Origin of the sequence: Prevotella heparinolytica, from assembly GCF_002998535.1 — a bacterium.
Taxonomy (GTDB): Bacteria; Bacteroidota; Bacteroidia; order Bacteroidales; family Bacteroidaceae; genus Bacteroides; species Bacteroides heparinolyticus.
Window position 1 is genome coordinate 1,894,822 of record NZ_CP027234.1, and the last position, 24,098, is coordinate 1,918,919.

Here is a 24,098-nt window from a genome sequence, read left to right on the forward strand (position 1 = left end):
TGAAAAGCAAAAATGAAAAGAAATCTTATTGTATTATTAACCATACTGGTAGGCGGGCTGGCAGCCTGCAAGCCGGGACAAAAGAAAGATCCGAATATGGAAAAGGAAACGAAGTTGAAGATTGAAACAAGTGCGGGAGACATCATAGTGAAACTCTATAACGAGACACCGAAACACCGTGACAACTTTATCAAGCTGGCCGAGGAAGGCACTTACGAAGGTACGCTGTTTCACCGTGTCATCAAGGACTTCATGATACAGGCCGGCGACCCCGAATCGAAAAAAGCTCCCAAAGGAAAAATGCTGGGTTCGGGCGATGTGGGCTATACCCTTCCTGCCGAATTCATCTATCCCCGCTACTTCCATAAGAAAGGAGCCTTGTCGGCTGCACGTCAGGGCGATGAGGTGAACCCGAAGAAAGAATCTTCCGGTTGCCAGTTCTATATCGTCACCGGTAAGGTCTATGGCGATTCCGCCTTGCTGAACATGGAGCAGCAGATGAACCAGATGCGCCTGAACAATGCCTTCAATGCACTGGCGCAAAAGCACATGAAAGAAATCTACAAGATGCGTAAGGACGGCAATCAGGAAGGATTGATGAATTTGCAGGACTCTCTGATTGCACAGGCCGAGGCACAAGTGGGCAAAGAACCGGAGTTCAAGTTCACGCCCGAACAGATAAAGGCTTATACCACAGTGGGCGGTACGCCCCATCTGGACGGCCAGTACACCGTGTTCGGCGAAGTGCTGGAGGGCATGGAGGTAGTGGACAAGATTCAGAAAGTGAAGACCGACCGTAGCGACCGCCCCGAAGAGGATGTCGTGATTAAGAAGGTGACTCTCCTTGAAGATTAATAAAAAAACATTGGACAACGGTCTGCGGCTGGTGCACCACGAAGATGCCGGCACGCAGATGGTTGCGCTGAACATCGTCTACGACGTAGGTGCCCGCGACGAGCACCCCGAACATACGGGCTTTGCCCACCTGTTCGAGCATCTGATGTTCGGCGGTTCGGTACATATTCCCGATTACGACACGCCGTTGCAACTGGCCGGTGGCGAGAACAACGCGTGGACGAACAACGACATAACCAACTACTACCTGACCGTTCCCAAATCGAACGTAGAGACAGCCTTCTGGTTGGAGTCCGACCGCATGCTCGAACTGGCATTCAGCGAGCAAAGCCTCGACGTGCAACGCGGAGTGGTGATGGAGGAGTTCAAACAGCGTTGCCTGAATCAGCCATATGGCGACGTAGGGCATCTGCTTCGCCCTTTGGCCTATCGGGTGCATCCCTATCGTTGGCCCACCATCGGCAAGGAACTGTCTCATATAGCCGGCGCCACGCTGGATGAGGTGAAATCTTTCTTCTATCGTTTCTATGCCCCCAACAATGCTGTTCTGGCTGTCACCGGAAACATCTCGTGGGAGGAAACCCTCAGACTGGCCGACAAGTGGTTTGCCCCCATTCCCCGCAGGAATGTCCCTGCAAGGCAATTGCCGCAGGAACCTCCGCAAACGGAAGAGCGTCGCCGGACGGTGGAGCGCAATGTTCCTCTCGACGCGTTGTTTATGGCCTATCCTATGTGTGGTCGGGAAGGAGCCGATTACTATGCATTCGACATTTTGTCCGATATACTCAGCAACGGGCGTTCCAGTCGCCTGAACCGCAAGCTGGTGCAGGAACAAAAGCTGTTTTCCGCACTCGATGCCTATATTTCGGGTACGCGCGATGCGGGACTGCTGCATATCAGCGGCAAGCCCTCTGCCGGCATCGTACTGGAACAGGCCGAGGCGGCTGTCCGCAAGGAGCTTGAGGTACTGAAACGGGAACTTGTGGGTGAGCAGGAACTGGAAAAAGTAAAGAACAAGTTCGAATCTTCCCACATATTCGGCAATATCAATTATCTGAATGTAGCCACGAACCTTGCTTGGTTTGAACTGACCGGACAGGCGGAAGACATAGACCGTGAAGTAGGCAACTATCGTTCTGTCACGGCCGAACATATTCATGCCGTGGCGCAGAATACATTCCGCGACGCCAATACCGTTGTGCTATATTATAAGAAAGCGTCCGGCTCTTACCTGCCGGAAAAGGAATGATGAACCGGCAAAAAGTTATCGTTCATATACAGACGGTATCGATGATACGGATTTAAAGAAAAAAGACGTTGTCTCCTCCGTACCAAGTTCGTACCATCTTCGTACCAAGTTCGTACCATCTTCGTACCAAGTTCGTATCATCTTCGTATCAAGTTCGCTTCTATAGATAGAACATGATACGGAGAAAGTACGGCCCTGACACGGTTCTGACACGGCACGGATATGGTGCGGATGTGGTGCGGACTTTAACAAACTTGCATTATGGGAAGATTTTTTGATACATATAAGTGCCATTACAAAGCCCTGATTGCGTTGGGACTGCCCATCGTGATAGGCCAGTTGGGCGTCATTGTTCTCGGCTTTGCCGATACACTGATGATAGGACACCACAGCACGGCCGAGTTGGGTGCGGCTTCTTTCGTGAACAACATGTTTGCCCTTTGCATCGTTTTCAGTATGGGGTTCAGCTATGGGCTTACGCCGGTAGTGGGCGGTTATTATGGAAACCGCCGCTTTGCCGAGGCGGGGCAGGCTTTGCGGTGCAGCTTGACGGCCAATGTACTGGTGGCCCTGTTGCTGACCTGCATCATGACTGTGCTTTATTTCAATATAGAACGTTTGGGGCAACCCGTTGAATTGTTGCCGTTGATTAAGCCTTACTACCTGACGCAGCTTGCTTCGCTGGTATTCGTCATGCTGTTCTACGGTTTCAAGCAGTTCACCGACGGCATTACAGACACAAAAACCGCCATGTGGATTCTGCTGGGCGGCAATGCGCTCAACATCGCAGGGAATTACATACTCATCAACGGCAAACTGGGATTCGCCGAAATGGGGTTGCTGGGGGCAGGCATCAGTACCCTGTTCTCACGCATCGTGATGGTAGTGGTCTTTGCAATGATTGTGTTTCGCAGCCGTCGTTTCATTCGTTATAAAATAGGCTTTGTACGTCTGGGCTGGTCTGTCCCGATGTTCCGGCGGCTCAATGCACTGGGTTGGCCCGTCGGGCTGCAAATGGGGATGGAGACGGCCTCTTTCAATCTCAGCACCATCATGGTGGGATGGCTGGGCACGTATGCACTGGCTTCGCACCAGATTATGCTGACGATTTCGCAGTTCACCTTTATGATGTACTACGGCATGGGGGCTGCCGTCGCCGTGCGTGTCAGCAACTTCAAGGGGCAGGGCGATGCGCCGAACGTGCGGCATGCGACGTATGCCGGGTTTCATCTCACCCTTTGTATGGCGGTGGTGTTGCTGAGCATCGTTTTTGCTTTGCGCGGTCAGTTGGGCGGATGGTTTACGGATAATGCCGAAGTATCGGTCATGGTTGCCTCTTTGTTCCTCCCGTTCCTGATTTATCAGTTCGGCGACGGATTGCAGATTAATTTTGCCAATGCCTTGCGTGGCATTTCGGATGTAAAACCCATGATGGTCATTGCTTTTATAGCTTATTTTGTTATATCTTTGCCCGTAGGATACCTCTGCGGCTTTGTGCTCGACTGGGGGTTGGTCGGAGTGTGGATGGCTTTCCCGTTCGGACTGACCAGTGCCGGCGTCATGTTGTGGCTGCGGTTCAGGCAGAAAACGCGTCTATTATGAAAGGAGTCTCCAAAGTCAAGATTGCCATAGGATATAGCTTGCTGTTGGCGGTGCTATTCTTTTCCCTCTTCTTTGTGCACAGGGAAATGGAAAGTCTCGTGCTTTCCGATAGTCTTGACGTACAGTGGACCGACAGTGTGCTGACCCTCATACACGAGAAGGATGCCAACACGCTAAGTATGCTGCGCACACTGAGCGAAGCAAACGGAAACGCAGTCTCTGCCGACGAAATAGAAGATGTCATAACCCGACACGATACGGAAATGACACGACAACGGGTGCAACACCGCATCATCACTCATCGTGACACAACAGTGGTGCGTCCTCGAAAAAAAGGTTTCTTCCGCCGCTTGGGAGAAGTGTTCGTTCCATCCAAGAAAGATACTGCCATTCAAGTAAGAACCTCCCTTGAATTTGCCACCGATACGTTGATAGATTCTTATAATCCGGCAGACTCCCTGCATAAGAAGTTGCGTGCCATGGCCCGGCAGCGCAGACAAGTAGCTAACCTCGTGCAGCAACGCAAGCGCAACCTGCAACAACTGGATCACATGCTGACCGAGCGCATTGACAGCCTGCTGAAAAACTATGAGCAAGAGACCTTGCAACACGGACGTGCCGAGGCCGAATACCGGCAGGCCGTCCGTCATCGGTCCGTCCGCACCCTGGCCAGTATTGCCGCCGGCGCTGTCCTGCTTGCGATTGTCTTCCTTTTCCTCATCGGACGCGACGTGACCCGCAGCAACCGCTATCGCCGCGAACTGGAAGAAGCTCGCCGCCGTGCCGAAGACCTGCTTGCCACACGCGAAAAACTGATGCTTGCCATTACCCACGACTTCAAGGCACCGCTTGGTTCCATCATGGGATATGCCGACTTGCTTGCCCGTCTCACGGTGGACGAACGTCAGCGTTTCTATCTGGACAACATGAAAACCTCGTCCGAACATTTGTTGAAGTTGATTGTGGATTTGCTCGACTTTCATCGCCTCGACTTGCATAAAGTGGAGGTCAGCCGTGTCACTTTCCAACCTTCCCGACTACTGGAAGAGGTACGCGTCAGTTTTGAACCGTTGGCTGCCGCCAAAGGGCTTGCCTTGCGTTGCAACGTCGCTCCTGAATTAGAGGGTTCTTTCGTTTGCGACCCCTTGCGTCTGCGTCAGATAATCAATAATCTGCTTTCCAATGCCGTGAAGTTTACCGACCGGGGCAGTGTCACCTTGACCGCCGGCTACGAAGACGGAAAACTCGTTGTCGCCATCACCGATACCGGAAAGGGAATGGAACCTGCCGACCGTGAACGTATCTTCCGGGAGTTTACCCGTCTGCCCGGAGCGCAGGGAAAGGAAGGATTCGGTCTGGGACTCAGTATTGTTCGCATGCTGGTGCAATTGCTCGAAGGTACTATCGAGGTGGAGAGCTCTCCGGGTAAGGGAAGCACTTTTACGGTACGTGTGCCCATTTATCGTGTAAGTCCACACAAAGAACCAAGCGCAGAACATGAAGAGCCTTTGCACGGAATAGAAGAGCCTTCCGATTCTTCCGCCTTTCCATCTCCTCCCCCATTGAAGAAACTTCTTCTCATCGACGACGACCGCATTCAGCTTACCCTGACCGAGGCCATCCTCAACAGTAATGGCATTTGTTCCGTATCTTGCCTGCAACCGGATGAACTATTCGACGCTTTACGTACCGACACTTTCGACCTTCTGCTCACCGATGTACAGATGCCTGCCGTCAGTGGCTTCGACTTGTTGCGGCTACTACGCGCTTCGAACATTCCACAAGCTAAAACCATTCCGATGGTTGCAGTCACTGCCCGTAGCGACATGAAGCGTGAAGAATTCATATCGCAAGGGTTTACCGGCTGCCTGCACAAGCCATTCACCATGCAGGAACTTTTGTGCGAACTGCGTGGAGAACAATCCGCAGTATCCGTACCGGCAAATGCAAACGAAACGGACAATCGTTCCGCCTCATCCTCCGCTTACAACTTTTCGGCACTTACGGCCTTTGCCGAAGATGACCCGGAGGCTGCAAAAGCCATTATCGCAAGCTTCGTTACCGAGACTCGTACCAATGCCGAACGCCTTCGCAAAGCCTCCGAAATGCAGAATATGGAAGAGGTTGCAGCGGTATCTCATAAGATGATTCCCGTATTCACCCTGATTGGGGCTGTGGAGCTTGTCCCTTTGTTGAAAGAAATGGAAATGTCTCGTAACCTGCCGTTCTCTAAAGAAGCCGGAAAGAAAATACAGAAGGCTCTTTCACTGATAGAGGCTGTGGCAGAAGAAATTGCGCGTACTTCATAAGTTTCTTGCCCCAAACCTTTTGCATAGGCAGCAACACCATCTCCCTCCAAAGCAACGCCCACCTTTTTCCTATATGAAAAAACTCTGTTCCAAGCCTGCGAACAGACATCCGCAGACCTTGAACAGAGTATCTCTGAAAACAGGATAATCTTCTGAAAAGAAAGCCATAAAGGCTTTTTGATAGAGCTTTCTTCTAAAATCTCCTTCTTATTTTTTCTTAAACAGATTCAATTCGCCTATGCCGGTATAATCGCCTACCCCCGGTTCGAGAACGTTCAGTTTAAATGCCACGATATCTTCAAGCACTGAACCAAACATAGTATATTGAGGAGCATAGAGGTGAGTTTCGTTCAGCATGACATTGCCTTCAAGGCTTCTCCATTCCACATCTCCTTTTTTCTTATATTCCACGGAAAAACTAACCAGATTATATCTATGGTGATAAGCGTTCTGCCTTTGAATAGAGATGCCCACTACGGTGGCGGGCTCTGTCCACTCGGCAGCCCACCAGCCCGGGCTGTCCATTCCCAAGAACCAACATGAGGCACCATCCCCGTCGACGGCTTTTGCCGGGCTATAATATTCGCCGTAGTCGTCCGAGGCAGTAACCGTCCAGTCACCGCGTTCCAACTCTATCCACGAAGCAGGTTTCTTGGTGCTGATTCGGGTTTCCTCTTTGGAGAACACGAAACAGATCGTATTCCGGTTGGCGCTGACCGCACCGCCATCACTGCTCTTCAGCGCGATGGGAAGCACATATGTCTTGGACGCTTCCAACTTTGATAAATCCGAAGCCGAAATCCGAAGCGTATCCGAAGAAAAGTTGTCGCCCGCCTTGATGGTAAGTTCCCGGGTAGAGAAAGAAAAAGCTCCTTCAGGCACCGTTTCATGTTTTGTCTTATGTTTGGCATTGTAGCTTTCTGCCAACGAATTATCTTGTACTACGTGCAGCTTCACATCTTTGGCGGCACGCATGGTCGATTTTCCCACCACATAATATCCGGTTCGTTCGCCTACCAGCGTGTTGTCGAGCAGCGACAGTTCGAATTGGGATGGCTTTAAGGTGGCCGCAGGCTCTGACGAGAGGTAGTAGAGTTGCTTAACTTCTACCTCGTCGTCATCACTGCAAGATTGTATAAAGATAGCCCCCGATACTATTAATACCGTGCGCAGGGCTGTTTTTAAGTATGTTTTCATTGCATTCTATGTTTAAAATCCGTTTTTCATTTAAAATTCACATCCGTTTCCCACTTCAGAGTACCTTCGGCAGCCATGTCGAATCCGTTCGGAGTGGCATCTTTAAACACATTGCCTTTTCCTTCGTCCAGACGCCAGTAGCCCATCAAATCAGGATTCTTGGGGTTGATGCCCAGATACATGTTCGACTTGATTTGAGAAGGTGTGATGGCTTTCTTCCAAAGGCGTAATTGTCCCATCTTGCAGGTATTCCTGAACCAAGAGCCGCTCGTCACCAATTCCATGCGGTCGAAGTTCACCACGCCTCCCTTGGTTTGGAGCGTCACGTCTTTCTCGCCGTTCACATAAATCGTCACTAATCCGCCCGCATCGTAGGTGATGGCTAAGTGATACCATTTCTCTTTCTCGAACAGCGTGACAGTGTTCACTTGCGACCCCATTGTTTTAATTTGCAAGGAGTTATATGGAATGGGGGCATCGCCGAAACGGATATAGATTTCGTTGGCCCGGCCGGCCTTTCCGCTACCGGAGTTGATGATGGCCTGATTATTGATAACAAATCCGTCCATCCATACCCATGTCTCGATGGTCCATTCGGCGGTAGTGAGATTCATGTCTTTGGCGGTAGAAGCCTTGTTGCTTTGATTCATCACGGGTACCGGTTGTTTCAGGGCCTTGTCTAACAAGATGATATACGATTGAGAGTCTCCTATGGTGGATATGTTTCCACTATTCACTTTCAAGCGGACAGGAATGGCGTAAAGTTCACCGTTGTCGGTAGAGTAAGTTTTGATGGAGAACTCCGTTTTCTCCGCCAACGTCTCTCCCTTGCTTATCTTGAAATTCTTTTCATACGACAGATACTCCGAGGGAAGTACTTCGTAGCTCGTAGAGAAAGCCTGGTTGTAGGCTTCAAGCAGTGAAGCGTCCAGCTCCAGCGTACCTGCCACGTCTTCATTCAACGGTTGTCCTACACGAACCGTCAAATCGGTATGTGTAACGTCACCTTCCACGGTCACTTTTCCATAGGTAGAAGCCGTATTCGAGGCTTCTTGAAGATAGATGGCGTTGTCTATCACACTATAATCTGCATCGTCGCAACTTACAGCCACGCAGAGCCAGGCGGCGCAAGCTATGATATGGTATTTATTCAGTTTCATGACATTCATTTTTTTAAATTAGTTAACTGCCGGGTTCATTATGCGAATGGCTTCGCGCAAGTATTTATACTCCACCGGAGTGGTAGGATAGTCATACTCCATGTGGTAGGTTCCTATACCGCCTTTCCGCACCGCCTTTCCGTTCACAAAAGGTGTCCAGCAGGCCATGCCTGCCAAAGACTGCATTTTGTTGCCGTAACGATCCGTATAGTCCACTCCGCCCGTCGAAGCATACGACTCGAAATTCTCGGTAACGATGTATTTCTTAGCCACTTCTTCGGGAGACAAGAATCCTTGGAAGTTTTCGATAGTGGAGGAGAGCCGTCCGTCAAGGTTAGAGTCCGAGGTTGCTTGATAGGCTTGCACAATGAAGTAGTCGAAGTACGGGCCGCTTTCGGCCACGATGCTTTGAGGTTCTCCGTCAATTACCAGCAAACGGTTTGTGCCCGATTTCGGCCCCATGTGTTTGCTCAGTGTCTTGATGAAATGCAACATGTAAGCATCATTGCCCGACATGTTGCCGCGATGCCCGAAGTTTGGTTCATAATCAATGTCGAAACCATCATAATCATATTTGATAATGGTGTCGCAAATCGCCAAAGCATATTTCTCGACAGCCGCCAGATTTCGGGCATTGTCCGCCGCCGTGTTCTCCGGGTCGAATCCCCAATACTCGTTGGGCTTATCCTTATACTCCACCGGTGTAATCTGCGCGCCGATGTCCTGAATGATGAAGCAAATCAGAGCACGTGTGCCTTTCTGCTCCTTCACCTGTTTCTTGTCGGCCATGCGATGTTCGTCCAGCGTATGCCAGTTGCCCCAGACAGAAACGAAGTCCACGCTGTCGGGCAGACCCATCAGGCTGTTCACCATCGAAGCTCCCCGGCCGGTCCAGTTACCGAACCAGCCGAATGCCACCTGATGATCGGTTTTCTTATAATCGCGCAAAGAGGCATAGTAATCTTTTGCAGGATACTCGAAATAATCCTCGCTTTCTACTTCCGTCCAATCGCTGCAACTCCAGAAAGCGACGGTCAACAATCCCCAAAGGGTTGAATATAGTATCTTTTTATTCATGATTTTGCTGTTTTTCTGTTTTGGATGTTTATTTCTTTTTAGCCCACCACAAATCCGTGGCACCGGTATCCGGACCTCCAAGCATATTCACGGCGGCTCTCACATTCTCGCTGTTTCCCTGTTTTTCCTTCAGTGGGAAAGGCAGGCGACGTTGCTGGCGTTCGGTGCTGATTACACCGTTGCTCAGGTTGTCCACCACCGGGAAGATTTCGGGATAACCCGTACGGCGATAGTCTGCCCACGCTTCCAGTCCGAGCGGGAAATTGGCAATCCATTTCTGGGTGATGATGCGTTCCAGGTTGGTTTCAAAAGCAGCCTCCTCATCCCAGGCGATGGTGATTTTCGTTTTAATCGAATAACTCATCTTTGCCGCTTCTATCGGCGAAACGTATGATTTCGGCGTGGAAGTCTTGTCTGCCACATAAGCCGCGGCACCATTCACTTTCCGTTCGGCAAACGACAGTGCGATGCCCTGTTCGTAGAGTTCCTTTGCCCGGCCTCCCATATTCCAGTTGCGCAGTGCGCCTTCGGCACGTAGGAAAGCCGTTTCGGAAGAGAGGAACATCGGCATGTCGTCTTTCTGTCCGTAAGCGGGCTTGGAAAATTTGGAACCCATAACGGTAGTCATTCCCTTTACACCGGAGCGAAGCCCTACGTAGGTATCGGTTCCTTCCGTTTCCACTGTGGCAGCCGTGAAGTATGTCGCCATACGCGGGTCGTTATACCCGTTCATGTAGGCGGTCAGCGTGGCATTGGCGCGAATCTCTCCCCAGCTATTGGCAACCAGCCAGAAAGGGTTGGGTTCAGCACCTACCGGAACCATTGCGTTGCAGGAAGCGTCATCAATCAATCCACCATCATCGCTGACAGCCTCTTCGGCCGCCTTGCGAGCCAGTTCGGGGTCGGCATTCACAATGCGCATGGCCAAACGGAGTTTCAATGAATTGGCAAAGCGAATCCATTTGGAGTAATCGCCGTTATATACCACATCGCTCTCGCTCAAAGGACGCAAAGAGGTTACGGAGATGTAGTCTTTCAGTACGGCTATGGCAGAGGTTAAGTCCCCCAGCATACTTCTATACAAATCAGCTTCGCTGTCGTAGGGAATCTGCGATTCGCCTTTCGACACTTTGCTGTAAGGGATAGGTCCGTAGCAAAGCGCCACGCGCGACATGGTGTTGACCCGCAGAATCTGAGCCATCGCAAAGAAGTGTCCTTTCTTCTGGGTGGCCTCGGCTATCTTATAATAGTTGGGATAGAACTTCTCGAACGGCGTATTGAAAGGAATCTGATTCCATCCGTCCGTTTGGTTATATGTATTGAAATTTGAGCCTCCCCATGAAGTAGACATCGTGAGATAACCGCCATAAGGCCCTCCCACCATCTGATCGATCATCTGGTTATCGTTCTGCTGCACGTTGATACCGGTGGTTATCAGTTGGCTGAATAATACGGGTACGGGCAATGTGTAGGGAACATAAGGCTCGGTGTTATATTTCTCGAAATTATCCGTACATCCCGTAAAGAAAGGAAGCAAGGCTGCAGTTAATGCTATATGTAGAATGTTTCTTTTCATAATAATTCGACGTTTTTAAAATTGGAATTTCAGGTTGAAGCCAAGATTGCGTGTACTTGGTGTCATGAAATAATCTACTCCCTGATAGAAATTGCTGGTAGTGGAAGGAGTTAATTCGGGGTCGAACGGAGCCTTGCAATAAATCATCCACAGGTTCTTGGCCACGAAACCGGCAGTGATGCCTACCGCGTTGCCAAACCATTTGCGGGGGAACGTATAGCTGAAGTTCAGTTCGGACAGGCGGACGTTGGTGGCGCTGTACGTGTAATATTGGCCTAAACCTCCATTGGCTCCGCCCACGGTCTGATAGTACTTTTTGGCATCTACATAACCGTTGTTGACCCATACGCCGCCAGCATCGCGTGCATCGGCCGTGGCCTGAGACACACCGTAATAGTCGAGGACTCCTTGTGTATTGGATATCACAAGGCCTCCCAAACGCGCCGAAAGCATAACGCCCAGATTGAATCCCTTGTAAGAGAAATTGTTGTGGAAGCCCATGTTGGCTTTCGGAGCCATGCTACCTATTTTCTTAGGTTCTTTATAGGTAGTTACACCTAAGTTGCCCGACTGTGAGTCTACCCAGATGCGACCATTGCCGTCTTTCTTCAGCTCTTTGTCTACGTAGAGGTCACTCATGGAACCTCCTTCGCGCAAGATCACACGAGGACCATATCCTTCGGCTCCCAGCGTGGCCACGCGCAGTTCTTTCATTTCAATGGGTTCGCCGGTGGCCGGATTGATGGCTCCTCCCGCCAAGCGTTTCACTTTCGAGCGGTTCATGGTCAGCGTATAAGAGCTGTTCCACTCGAAATCGCGTTTCTTGTATGTGTAACCCAGCGCAAGCTCGATTCCCTGGTTCTGGATGTTACCGGTTTGTACAATTCCTTTGGAGAAACCACTGGAAGAAGGCTCATCGATGGAGAATGTCTGATGATAAGTGTTGGAGCGATAGTAAGTAAAGTCCACGCTCAGGTTGCGCCACAACTTCATGTTCAGACCGATTTCCCAAGAACGGGTGTCTTCCGGCTTCAGGTTTGCCGCCGGACGGGTGGTAGAAGTAGCCCAGCCATGCGACTGTTCGTTGAAAGCGAATCCCGGATTGGAAAGATAGCGGGCAAACGACGAACCTACGTGGCTATAAGAACCGCGCACTTTGGCATACGAAATGAATTCCGGCAGGCGGAACATTTCGGAAAGTACGGCAGACACACCCACCGAAGGATAGAAGAAGCAAGGGGTATCAGTAAAGGCAAGCATGGATTCCCAGTCGGTACGGCCGGTCAATGTAAGGTAGAGGCGGCTCTTCCAACCCAGTTCCACGTTGGCAAAGATACTTTGTGTCTGGTCGTGATAGCCTTGCTGTTTCGGCTTGAAGTTAGAGTTGTAGTTGATGTTACGGATGGTGAACAGATTGGCAAGCCCTGCCAAATCGCCTTCCATGCCTTTGAGCTCGTGCACAAGGTCTTTGATAGAAGCGCCGAGGTTGGCGTTCAGCGTGAAGTCTTCGAAACGCTTGTCTGCGGTCAGCATGGCATCGGCATAGATGCTGCGGTCTGTACGGTCGATGTCGGAGTAGAAACCGTTCTGTCCGGCAAAAGTGCCCAGCGTGGTGGCATGACGTTCTTGCGTGAAGCGGAAGTTGGAATTATCCAGTTTCACACGGCCTGAAACGTTCAGCCAGTCCAGTATCTTGTAGCTCAGGCTTCCGTTCACCATGAAACGGTGCTTTTCCGACTCGCGGTTCATGCGTTTGGCAATCCAGTAGGGATTCTGAAGGCTCATGCCTTGCGCCTCGTAGGGCCAGTATTGTACCATCAGGTCACGTCCCACGTTGTAGCGCTCGAACATCCGTATCTCGTCAAAGTTGCCGTTGCGGGGGAACAGATACAAAGCCGGAATGGGGTTGAAATATTCGCCTTGCGAGGTCATGTTCTTATCGTTCTGAACGATGTAGCCGGCACCGATATCGAGTGTCAGTTTATCTTTCAGGAAGGTAGCGGTGTTTCGGATCGAGAAATTGTAACGGCTATATGAATTATTGGGGATAATGCCGGTGGAATGGGTAGTAGAAGCCGAGGCATAGGTCTGGTTCTTACTTGTACCCGTAGAGAACGAGATGGTGTTGATGACATTCGTTCCGGTGTTGTAGAAGTTTCTCGGGTCATATCGTTTGTCGGTCTTGTTTCCCCAGCTCTCGAAAGCACCGTCCAGATTACCGTATGTATTCTGCATCTCCGGCATCATGTACACGTTGGAGAATGTGGTGTTGTTCGTAACGGTCAATGAAGTGCGTTCCGCGCTTCCTTTCTTGGTGTTGATCAATACCACACCGTTAGCGGCATCATTACCGTAGAGGGCCGCGGCCGAAGGTCCCGTAAGCATGTTAATGCTTTCGATGTCATCCGGGTTCAGGTCGGCTATGGCATCTGTTCCTCCTTGTCCGGCAAAACGACCGTCGCTTGAACCTCCGGCAGAGACGTTGAACATCGGGATACCATCGATGACATACAGTGCGTTGTTGTCTTTAGTGATGGATTTTGAACCGCGCATTACCACACGCGCTGCTCCTCCGGCACCTGTCGATGAGCTGTTGATGGTGACACCGGCCACCTTTCCGGCCAGCGAACTCATGAAGTTGGCATCTTTCACAGTATTGAAAGCATCGTTCTTCACCTGCTGCACATTATAGCTCAATGCTTTTTGTTCGCGCTTGATACCCAATGCGGTCACCACGACTTCTTCCAGCATTTCCGCGTCCTGTTTCATTATCACTTGATAGAAATCTGTTTTTGAAACAGGGATGAGTTGAGTGGCATAACCTACATAAGAAACGACGATTTTAGATGTTGTCGGCACGTTTATGGAAAAATTACCGTCAATATCGGTAATCGTACCCGTAGAACTGCCATCCACGGCTATGTTTACTCCGATCAGTGGTTCCCCGTCCTCATCAACCACTTTTCCTTTGATGTCTTTAGAAGCCTGCGTGGCGGTTTTTGTTTTCTTTCCTGTAATGATAATATAATTGTCTTGGATTTGATAGATAAAACCGGTATCTTTCAGGATAGCATCAAGAGCGGCCGGCAGTGATACGTTTTGCAAGTCAAGGTCGATAAAATCTTTTCCCATCAGCTCGGAATCACTATAATTTATGGACATCTTAGATTGCTTTTCCACCGCTTTCAGAGCCTGAATGACAGTAATTTTTTCTTGTTTGATCGTTATTTTTCTTTCATTCTGAGCCGATACAAGTGTAGGTATCAGTAATAATAGACTAAGAAAAGTTAGAAAGACCCATTTATGGGTTATTCGTTCTGCTATTTTTTTATAAATTTGTAGCATCTTTAGTATTAGTTAATTGGTTATTATTCTAGAATCTTCGGAATAGCGTCAATATGCGCTAATATTAAGGTACATTGATTTCACATCCGGAAGGAACGGGCACTCCTTCCGGATACTTTTTTGCATAGTACTTTTTTTTTATTAGGTTTTACAACAGATTCATTTTTTTATGCCTTACGTAACATTTATTTCCTTTGATTACATAATTTATATCTCCCACCACCTGTGATATAATCTTCATCACTTCGTCCAGATTCGCTTGCTTTCGGAAGCGGAAGCTATATGTGCTCTTGTTCATGCTATGAAGGCTATATACGAAAGCATAAGGGAATTTACGCTCAAGGCTTGTGAAAATATCCTCCAAGGGCATATTGCTGAAAAACAACTCTCCGCGTTGCCATGCTGTCACATCATCGATTTCCGGCAATCGAAGGTCATGTCTTTTAGTTTGTTTGTTATATATCAGTTGCTCATTGGGTTTTAAAACGACATTGGATATCAAGTTGTTGAATTCCACCTTTACACTACCTTCCAGCAAAGTGGCAATCAATTCGTTATTTTCGGGATAAGCGTTTACGTTGAACTCTGTTCCCAAAGCCGTAACCTGACAGTCATTGGCTTTCACGATAAAAGGATGTTTTTTATCCGGTTTCACTTTAAAATTGGCTTCACCTATCAAATACACGCTTCTGGTATCTCCGGTAAACTGTTCCGGATACAACAGCGTACTTTTTGAGTTCAACATTACATGTGTGCCGTCGGGCAATGTCAGTTCTTGAATTTCTGCTGTCGGTATATAGCATTCGACCAAATCCACCTCCGGCCTGTTTTTCTCCAATATCAGATAAACAGAAACAGACGACACGGCCAATAAAAGAATCGCTGCGGCTCTCCATATCAACAGCTGATATTTCTTGTGAGGGATGGAAGGAATCACACCTATGTTTTGTTGCATCCGGCGTATTGATTGCTCCATTCCGCCAGGAACCTTTTGTTCTCCGGCTTGTTTCCAGAGTCCGCGAAGTGCTTCGTTTTTCTCATCGGCATGCTCCTCATCGGCCAGCCATTGCTGCACTTTCTTTTGCGTATCGGCCGAATAGTCATTCTGCCCGAACAAGTCGATGAGTTGTTTAATATAGTTCTTCATGAATCTTTTCTTTCTTTTAATTCCGGGGGCTTTATATACTAAATACAACTACGATTGGCACACTACTTAAAAATATTTGCCAAAATGATAAAAAAGAGTAGCGCTTTCTTTAATTCGATCAATGCCAAGTAAACTTGATGTTCTACGGAACGTATGGAAATATCGAGTTTTCCGGCTATTTCCTTGTGACTTAATCCGCTGAAACGACTCAACTCGAAAATTTCCCTCCTGCGTTTGGGCATCTTCTCCAGAGTGAGCCGGATAATCAGCAACATCTCCTTATAATATACGTCATTCAGGATTCCTTCTTTTTCTGTCAGTTCATAAAGAAATGTTTTTTCGGCCTGTTCCGTTTGGTAGTCTTGTTCTACCTGTCGGTGCTTAAAGATGTTGAGCACCATATTCTTGGTCATGGTAAAGAGGTAGCTGTCCGGTTCACGGTCGTTGTCCAGCCACAGTTCGGGTTTGGTCCAAAGTTTGCAAAAGACGTCCTGTGCCACATCCTCCGCATCGTCCTCGGACTTGAGTAGCATTCGGGCGAAGTTTTTTACAGTTGGGAAATATGCAGTAAAAAAACTCTGAAACTGTATTTCAATCCGCCTATCATTATTTTCCATCTTTTTTATAGTATTTTCGGCATTAACAGTCAAGGGTATGATTCGTTTCTTCAAAACGCTTATCATGCGAAAGCCAGAAAAACACGGCAGTGTGCTATGCGTCACAAAAAAAGAAAGCAGGCTTTGTGGATTCGTGACTGGAGAAACTGTTTTCTGCACCAATTTTTCGATTCCGCAAAGATAAGCAGTTTACGCTCAATTCCAAAAGTCCGTGGGAACTTTTGGAATTGAGCCTTTTTTTAGTGTTTTGTTCAATCGCGATGTTTTTTGTTGAGAATTAGTACTAAGTGTTTATCGAGAGGCTTCCCTTGCGAGAGATATCTGTATGACGGCTTTGATGTATATATATATCCACCTCGCTGCGAATATATGCCGAGCGTGCTGCATATATATTTCCAGCCAAGGGCATCTATATAGCGAGCCGAGGTGAAGAGGAGAGACATCTAAGATGTAAATGTTTTTCTCTTCCATTAATTCCGCAGTCATTTTTCTCACAAGAAAAAGGACTGCGAAATTAAGGTTCATTATATGAAGACCGCTTATATCGAATATCGCAAGATTTTATTTACTTTGCAGAACTTTAGTTCCTGCCGGCATCTTGCAGATGTTTCTTCGGACACTTTTATAAGAAAAAGAAAAGAACCAATGAAGAAGCCGATAGAAACAGAAAAGGAAAATCCGCAGGTTCTTGATATATCACGCCCTAATGATGTCCGCGATGAAAAAAAAATGGTTGAAGGCGGTACTTTGGTTATTGCTTACTCCTATACTGCTGTTTGTATTGCTGATGATATTGCTTTATGTGCCTCCCGTGCAGAACTTCATACGAAAACAGGCCACAGCAATCGCATCGCATGCCACGGGTATGGACATTTCCGTGGAACGAATCGACCTGCGCTTTCCTTTGAACTTGCTGGTACACGGTGTGTTGGTGGTGCAACCCGAAGACAGTGTCCGCCATGTACAACACCCTGATACGTTGCTAAGCCTCGGAAGTTTAAACGTGCGCATACAAGCATGGCCGTTGCTGGAAGGAAAGATAAAGGTGGACGGCGTCAGCCTGAAACAAGCAACAGTAAACTCTTCGAACTTACTGGAGGGTATCCGGATAAAAGGTGCGCTGGGGCACTTTTTCCTTGCAACTCACGGCATAGACCTGAATACGGAAGAAGCCGTGCTGGGTGACGTACAGCTGAGTGACACCCACATGCAAGTGATACTGGCCGATACCTCCCAAACCCCGAAAGATACTGCCGAAACAGCCTTGAATTGGCGAATTTCCCTTCATGCCCTGAAGCTGAAAAACGTCTCCGTCGATTTGCGCATGCCTCTCGACTCCATGTACCTGACCACACACATTGCCAATGCCGAGCTGAACAATGCCGATGCCGATTTGAAACGGCATTTTTATGGCTGGCGCCGTTTCCTGTTGTCAGGGGCTTCCGTGAGCTATGACACCGGCCATATAACTTTCCATACCGCAATGCCGGCAGACAGTACGAATGTGAAACCAACCGAAGGTTTCGACCCTTCGCACATTGCTCTTCACGACATCCGCCTTTCCATCGACTCAATGTTGTATGGGAGCAAAGAAATGAATGCCGTTATTCGCGAATGCTCCATGTACGAACGTTCCGGACTGAGTATCACTTCCCTTACCGGACATTTCTTTGCCGATTCCACCCGCATCCGCATCCCTTCACTGAAGCTGCTCACGTCGCATAGCGAGATGAGCTTTGCTGCGCATGCCCACCGTGAAGCGCTTACTTTGTCCGCTACCGGAGACCTATTTGCCCGCCTGCATGCCCGCATCGGCAAGCAGGACATGCTGCTGTTTGCCGGCGGATTGCCCCAAAGCTTCAAAGAAGCCTATCCTTTCCGTCCTTTAGTGATTCATGCCGGTGTGGAAGGAAGCCCGAAACAATTACGATTATCCCGCCTCACCGCCGACCTGCCCGGTGCGTTTTCCCTGAACGGAAGCGGTGAATTCCGGAATTTGGCAGACAGCCTGAAGCGCAACGGAAGCATTGACCTCGAAATGCAGACGCAAGACCTGAACTTCCTGACAAGACTTGCCGGACATACTCCCGATGGTTCCGTTGCGGTGCCCGACAGCATGAACCTGACAGCTCGCTTTGCATTGGACGGTTCGCAATGCACGACCGCCTTTAAACTGCAAGAGCAGGAAGGGGTTCTTAACCTTGATGTCTCTTATGATCTTTCCACCGAGGCCTATCATGCCGATTTGGTGGCCGATGCTTTACAAATCCATCACTTCCTGCCCAAAGACTCCATCTATACCTTGTCGGCAAATGTATCAGCCAAAGGAAAAGGCATAGACTTCACATCCCGCAAGGCCGTTGCCGAATTGGATGCCTCGCTGGAAAAACTGCAATACGGATATTGGAATATCTCCGATGTAGACCTACGTGCATCTCTCCGTTCATCCGTAGCCACCGTACACTTGGCCGGCAACAACGTTTTGCTGAAGATGCGTGGAGATGTGAATATGCGCCTCGACCGGAAGTATCCGGACGGTAGACTACAGATTGATGTGGAGGACGTGGACCTACATAAATTGGGCTTTGCCCCCCGCCCCTTGAAGTATCCGTTCGCTTTCCGGCTGGGAGCAGAAACCGGACGTGACTCCGTCAACCTCAAACTCGATGCCGGCGACTTGAATTTGCGATTCAAGGCACACTGCTCTTTGAAAAAATTCTTGGCACAGTCCGATGAATTCTCTACAATGCTGATGAAGCAGTTACAAGCAAGGAAGCTGAATCACGCCGACCTCCGCCAAGTACTTCCAACGGCCGACATGCAGCTCTCTGCAGGAAACAGGAATCCGGTCAGCTATTATTTGGCAACGCAGGATGTCTCGTTCGATGACATGAGTTTGGGATTCGATTTCACTCCCGAACTCGGCATCAACGGACGCACGGCCATCCATAAACTGCGTGTGGACTCCCTGCAACTTGACACCATTTTCTTCGACGTGAAACAAGATACTGCTTGCATGAAGTTACAGGGCGGTGTCATCAACGGCCCCAAGAACCCTCAGTTCGTCTTTCGCAGTACGCTGACGGGAGAGATTCGCAATGAAGATGCGGAACTGACCATGAATTATACCGATAAGCAAGGGAAAACCGGTGTGTTGCTTGGCCTCAACGCACGGTCGTTGACCGAAGGGCATGGCAAGGGAGACGGACTCCTGCTGCGTGTGACGCCTGCCGAGCCCATCATCGCTTTCCGCAAGTTCCGTTTTGTGGATGAGAGCAATTGGATTTACCTGCATAAGAACATGCGCGTCTATGCCAATGTAGATATGGACAGTGACGACGGCCTATGCTTCCGCATGCAGTCCGACAGGAGCGACACCCTTTCGTTGCAGAACATCAACCTCGAATTGATTCGTCTACGCCTGAACGAACTTACAGACGTGCTTCCTTATATGCCGCGACTGACCGGGTTATTCTCTACCGAAGTCAGCTATGTGCAAACCGCCACTTCCCTGCAAATATCTGCCGAAGCCAATATAGAGAAACTGACATACGAACGGCAACCTGTGGGCGACTTGGGACTGGGTATCACTTGGCTGCCCGGTGATAAGAACAAACATTACCTGAATACCTATTTCACTTGCGACAACCGGCAGGTAATGACGGCCGACGGCGTCCTGACCCGGAAGGGCGGTAAGGACTCATTGGAAATCACTACCGACTTTGAACATTTCCCGTTGAAGATGGCGAATGCTTTTATCCCCGACCGCATGGTGGCATTCACCGGAGGTGTGGGTGGAGGATTACAGATCAGCGGAACGCTTGATAAGCCCAAGGTCAACGGTGACATATTATTGGACAGCGTATCTGTTTATGCCCGTCAGGCAGGAGCACGCTATCGGTTGGATAACCGTCCCTTGCAGATAAGAGACAACCGTCTGGCGTTTGATAAGTTTGCCATTTACACAACGAGCCAGAATCCGTTCACCATCGATGGGAACATCAATTTCCGAAACCCGGAACACCCTACTGCCAACCTCAACCTAAGGGCTGAGAACTATACGCTGCTGGATGCACGACGCACCCGCGAGAGTTTAATCTACGGAAAAGTGTTCGTTGACCTGCGTGCCACAGTAAGAGGGCCGCTCGATGGGTTGACCATGCGTGGCAACATGAATCTGCTTGGCAATACGAACGTCACGTATGTCCTGACCGATTCTCCGCTTACGGTGGAAGATCGTCTTGACGGACTGGTGACCTTTACTTCCTTTGCCGATACCGCTTCGGTGAAGGGGACAGACACTCCGACCATGTCCTTAGGAGGATTGAATATGTTGATGTCCGTCCACATAGACGACGCCGTACGCCTGCGCGCCGACTTGAGTCCTGACCGCAGCAAGTATGTTGAATTAGAAGGAGGAGGCGACCTGAATTTGCAGTACACCCCGCAGGGAGACATGACCCTTACAGGACGCTATACGCTTTCGGGCGGTTCGATGAAATACTCGCTGCCTGTCATCCCGTTGAAGACATTCCGGTTCATCCCGGGCAGTTACGTAGACTGGAGAGGCAATGTCACGAATCCCACTTTGAACCTCAAAGCCACAGAACGCGTGCGTGCTTCCGTATCGGACGGTGCGGACGGTAATGCCTCGCGCATGGTGAACTTTGATGTATCCATATCCATCAAGAATCGTTTGGATTCGCCCGAACTCGTTTTCGACATTTCCGCACCCGAAGATGCCACGGTAGAGAACGAGTTGCAAAGCATGGGAGCCGAAGAACGCAGTAAACAGGCCATTGCCATGCTTGCCACGGGCATCTACCTGAACAGCGGTGCCAAAGGAGGAGGCCTGACGATGGGTGCTGCACTGAACAGCGTGCTTCAAAGCCAGATAAACTCTCTTGCCGGAGGGCTGAAGAATGCCAATATCAGCGTGGGAGTGGAAGACCACAAGTCAGCCGAGACCGGTGATATACAGAAAGACTTCAGCTTCCGCTATTCACAGCGTTTCTTCAACGACCGTGTGCAAATCATCATCGGTGGCAAGGTATCTACCGGAGCCAATGCGACGAATAGTGGAGAATCGTTCATCGACAATATTTCGTTGGAATATCGCCTCGATATGTCGGGTACCCGCTATGTGCGCATCTTTTATGATAAGAACTATGAAAGTGTGCTCGACGGTGAGATAACCGAAACGGGCGTCGGCCTTGTACTCCGCAAGAAGATGGAGCGTTTGGGCGAGCTTTTCATCTTCAGAAGGAGGAAGAAAGCTTTGACGGAGTGAGTGTCCTTACCGGCTTATGCGATGCCTTCATAATTCACGGAAAGAATACCTGCATCTTTATAACGACAAGAACAGAAAAAGAATGAGACGACTGATAATACACATAATAAGCATAATGCTCCTCGTAGCTTGCTCTACTACAAAGCATCTGCCTGAGAGAGAAGTGCTGTACACCGGGCAGAAATCCACGATATTCCTGAATCCGGGCAAGACATCGGTTGGAGAAACGGCGATGGTGGAAGTCGAAGCTGCTCTTTACAAAGCTCCCAACAACTCAATCTTCGGCATACGCTACCCTTTTCCCTTGGGCTTATGGGTGTACAACAGCTTTCAGAAGTATGAGAAAGGACCGGGCAAATGGATTTTTGATAAGTTTGCCGCCACTCCGGTATTGCTCTCTACCGTCAATCCGGATATTCGCCGGAAAGCTGCCGCCAACTTGCTGCGCGATTATGGCTATTTCAATGGGAAAGTAAGTTATAAGACTTTCGTAAACCCGAAAGATTCACTGAAAGTGAAGCTGCAATATACGGTAGATATGCGTAATCCCTATTTTATAGATACGGTGTGTTATCGGGGATTCAGCCAACGCTCTACCCGTATCATGGAGATGGGACGCCGCTATTCGCTGATCAGCCCGGGAGAGCAGTTCAATGTTGTCGATTTGGACGGAGAGCGCACCCGCATCAGTACTTTGCTACGCAATGTGGGCTGTTATTACTTCCGTCCGGACTACCTGACATTCCAGGCAGATACGACAATGGTGCCCGGAGGACATGTGCAGATGCGCATGACACCGGTGCCCGGTATGCCCAAGATAGCTGAGAAGCCCTTCTACGTGGGCGAGACATCGGTGCATCTGCTTGGAAAGCAAGGAGAAGAACCCAATGACAGCATAACATACAAAGATTTGACTATCCACTATCACGACAAGCTACGGGTGCGTCCCAACATGCTTTACCGATGGCTGAACTATCAGGGTTATCGCCGTAAACGCCAGTTGCAAGACAGTGCAGGCATTGCCCGCCGACGGTCCATGCAAAATATGTATAGCTTGTATCGGCAGACCCGTGTGCAGGAACGTCTTGCAAATGTAGGCATATTCCGCTATGCGGAGATGCTATATATACCACGCGACACGACATTCGCCTCCGACACATTGGATATGAAAATCGTTGCCGCTTTCGACAAGCCATACGATGCCGAATTGGACTTTAATGTCGTGATGAAGAGTAACAGCCAGACCGGCCCCAGTGCCTCTTTTACGGTAACGAAGAATAACGTTTTCGGCGGTGGTGAGAGCTGGAATGTAAAGTTGAATGGTTCGTATGAGTGGCAGACGGGGAAGGACCGTTCTTCTCTGATGAACAGTTACGAGATGGGTATCTCCTCTTCGCTTATCTTCCCGCGCGTGGTCTTTCCGCGTATGGGTGACCGCGAATATGATTTTCCTGCCACAACCACTTTCCGTCTGTATGCCAACCAAATGAACCGGGCCAAATATTACAAACTGCTGGCTTTCGGAGGGAATGTCACTTATGATTTCCAGCCCAAACCTACCACCAAGCACAGTATTACCCCCTTCAGACTGACATTCAATGTATTGCAGAACCCCACAGCAGAATTCGATGCACTACGTGCCAAAAATCCGGCACTCTACGTCAGTCTGCGCGACCAGTTCATCCCAGCAATGGAGTATACTTATACATACGATAATGCCTCGGTGCGCGGAAAGCGTAACCCCATCTGGTGGCAGACGTCCATCGTGTCGGCCGGCAATCTCACGTCAGCAGTTTACCGTCTGTTCGGACAATCCTTCAAAAAGGAGGGGAAAGAGCTCTTCGGTGTGCCTTTCGCCCAATTCCTGAAACTGAATTCAGAGTTTCGCTATCATTATCGAATAGACCGTAATAACAAGATAGCTTCGCGCATTGCAGCCGGGGTAATCCGCTCTTACGGAAATGCAATGACTGCTCCCTACACGGAACAATTCTACATCGGAGGTGCCAACAGCGTAAGAGCGTTCTCGGTGCGCAGCGTAGGTCCCGGAGGCTATCCGCCCGAAGATACTCAAAAGTACACTTACATCAATCATGTAGGTGATATCCGCATGGAAGCCAATCTGGAGTATCGCTTTCGCATCATCAGCGATTTGCACGGAGCCATCTTTCTGGATGCCGGCAACGTGTGGCTGATACGCAAGGATGAAAACCGTCCGAACGGCGAACTAACTTGGAAAAACTTTCCCAAACAGATAGCTTTGGGAACAGGCGCCGGCCTGCGCTATGACATGGATTTTCTGGTCTTCCGTCTGGACCTGGGCATCGGACTGCACAATCCGTATGACACCGGAAAGTCGGGCTACTACAATATCCCCCGTTTTAAGGATAGCATGGCATTGCATTTTGCCATCGGTTATCCTTTTTAAGGAAACTTGAAAACAAAAGATAATCATTTCTTTTTTTTTGATACCTTACCTTTATAAAGCGGAAGCCGGCAAAACGGCCTTATCCATATTTGACATAACAAGCACATTGCACACATTCTATCTTGATGCCCTCTGCTGGAAGTATAGATGCAGCACGCTCGGCATATACATGCTGCACGGTGGAGATATATCTAACATCTGATATCTATCCTATACTAACTTCAGTAACTTCAGTATTGAGAAAAG

General features: G+C 49.2%; 13 protein-coding genes. 6 read left to right on the forward strand and 7 right to left on the reverse strand.

Features of this window, described 5'->3' with window-relative positions:
• Positions 1-12: 12 nt before the first annotated feature.
• From C3V43_RS07805 to C3V43_RS07820, 4 genes are all read left to right on the forward strand, one after another.
• Positions 13-855, forward strand: coding sequence for a peptidylprolyl isomerase (locus C3V43_RS07805; RefSeq protein ID WP_106069318.1), 843 nt, complete (start codon positions 13-15; stop codon positions 853-855).
• A complete protein-coding gene (locus C3V43_RS07810; protein WP_106069319.1) occupies positions 845-2,104 on the forward strand; it encodes a M16 family metallopeptidase in 1,260 nt (419 codons plus the stop codon). Before C3V43_RS07805 ends, C3V43_RS07810 begins: the two co-directional genes overlap by 11 nt.
• Positions 2,105-2,365: 261 nt before the next feature.
• Positions 2,366-3,706: an MATE family efflux transporter gene (locus C3V43_RS07815; RefSeq protein WP_106069320.1), complete on the forward strand. Its 1,341-nt coding sequence runs from the start codon at positions 2,366-2,368 to the stop codon at positions 3,704-3,706.
• Positions 3,703-6,015: a hybrid sensor histidine kinase/response regulator gene (locus C3V43_RS07820; RefSeq protein WP_106069321.1), complete on the forward strand. Its 2,313-nt coding sequence runs from the start codon at positions 3,703-3,705 to the stop codon at positions 6,013-6,015. The genes C3V43_RS07815 and C3V43_RS07820 overlap by 4 nt, the downstream gene beginning before the upstream one ends.
• 207 nt (positions 6,016-6,222) lie before the next feature.
• Here C3V43_RS07820 and C3V43_RS07825 read toward each other — a convergent pair whose 3' ends face one another.
• The 7 genes from C3V43_RS07825 to C3V43_RS07855 all read right to left on the reverse strand — a co-directional run bounded on the left by C3V43_RS07825 (position 6,223) and on the right by C3V43_RS07855 (position 16,134).
• On the reverse strand, positions 6,223-7,212 hold the full coding sequence (locus tag C3V43_RS07825) for a BT_3987 domain-containing protein (protein WP_106069322.1): 990 nt from the start codon (positions 7,210-7,212) through the stop codon (positions 6,223-6,225).
• Positions 7,213-7,238: 26 nt separating this feature from the next.
• Positions 7,239-8,372, reverse strand: coding sequence for a DUF1735 and LamG domain-containing protein (locus tag C3V43_RS07830; protein WP_106070510.1), 1,134 nt, complete (start codon positions 8,370-8,372; stop codon positions 7,239-7,241).
• Positions 8,373-8,390: 18 nt separating this feature from the next.
• Positions 8,391-9,449, reverse strand: coding sequence for a glycoside hydrolase family 18 (locus C3V43_RS07835; RefSeq protein ID WP_106069323.1), 1,059 nt, complete (start codon positions 9,447-9,449; stop codon positions 8,391-8,393).
• Positions 9,450-9,477: 28 nt separating this feature from the next.
• Positions 9,478-11,025 carry a SusD/RagB family nutrient-binding outer membrane lipoprotein gene (locus C3V43_RS07840; RefSeq protein ID WP_106069324.1) on the reverse strand — a complete coding sequence of 516 codons (1,548 nt, stop codon included), beginning with the start codon at positions 11,023-11,025 and terminating at the stop codon, positions 9,478-9,480.
• Positions 11,026-11,040: 15 nt separating this feature from the next.
• Positions 11,041-14,370 (reverse strand): SusC/RagA family TonB-linked outer membrane protein, encoded by a 3,330-nt coding sequence (locus tag C3V43_RS07845; protein ID WP_106069325.1) that lies wholly within the window; start codon positions 14,368-14,370, stop codon positions 11,041-11,043.
• Positions 14,371-14,518: 148 nt separating this feature from the next.
• On the reverse strand, positions 14,519-15,517 hold the full coding sequence (locus C3V43_RS07850; protein WP_106070512.1) for a FecR family protein: 999 nt from the start codon (positions 15,515-15,517) through the stop codon (positions 14,519-14,521).
• A gap of 62 nt (positions 15,518-15,579) precedes the next feature.
• Positions 15,580-16,134, reverse strand: a complete 555-nt coding sequence (locus tag C3V43_RS07855; RefSeq protein WP_106070511.1) for an RNA polymerase sigma-70 factor — start codon at positions 16,132-16,134, stop codon at positions 15,580-15,582.
• A 718-nt stretch (positions 16,135-16,852) separates the two neighbouring features.
• On the opposite strand from C3V43_RS07855, the gene C3V43_RS07865 reads away from it, so the two are divergent.
• Positions 16,853-21,424 (forward strand): translocation/assembly module TamB domain-containing protein, encoded by a 4,572-nt coding sequence (locus C3V43_RS07865; protein WP_106069327.1) that lies wholly within the window; start codon positions 16,853-16,855, stop codon positions 21,422-21,424.
• 82 nt (positions 21,425-21,506) lie between these two features.
• Complete coding sequence (tamL, locus tag C3V43_RS07870) at positions 21,507-23,852, forward strand: translocation and assembly module lipoprotein TamL (protein ID WP_106069328.1); 2,346 nt, start codon at positions 21,507-21,509, stop codon at positions 23,850-23,852.
• Positions 23,853-24,098: the final 246 nt, after the last annotated feature.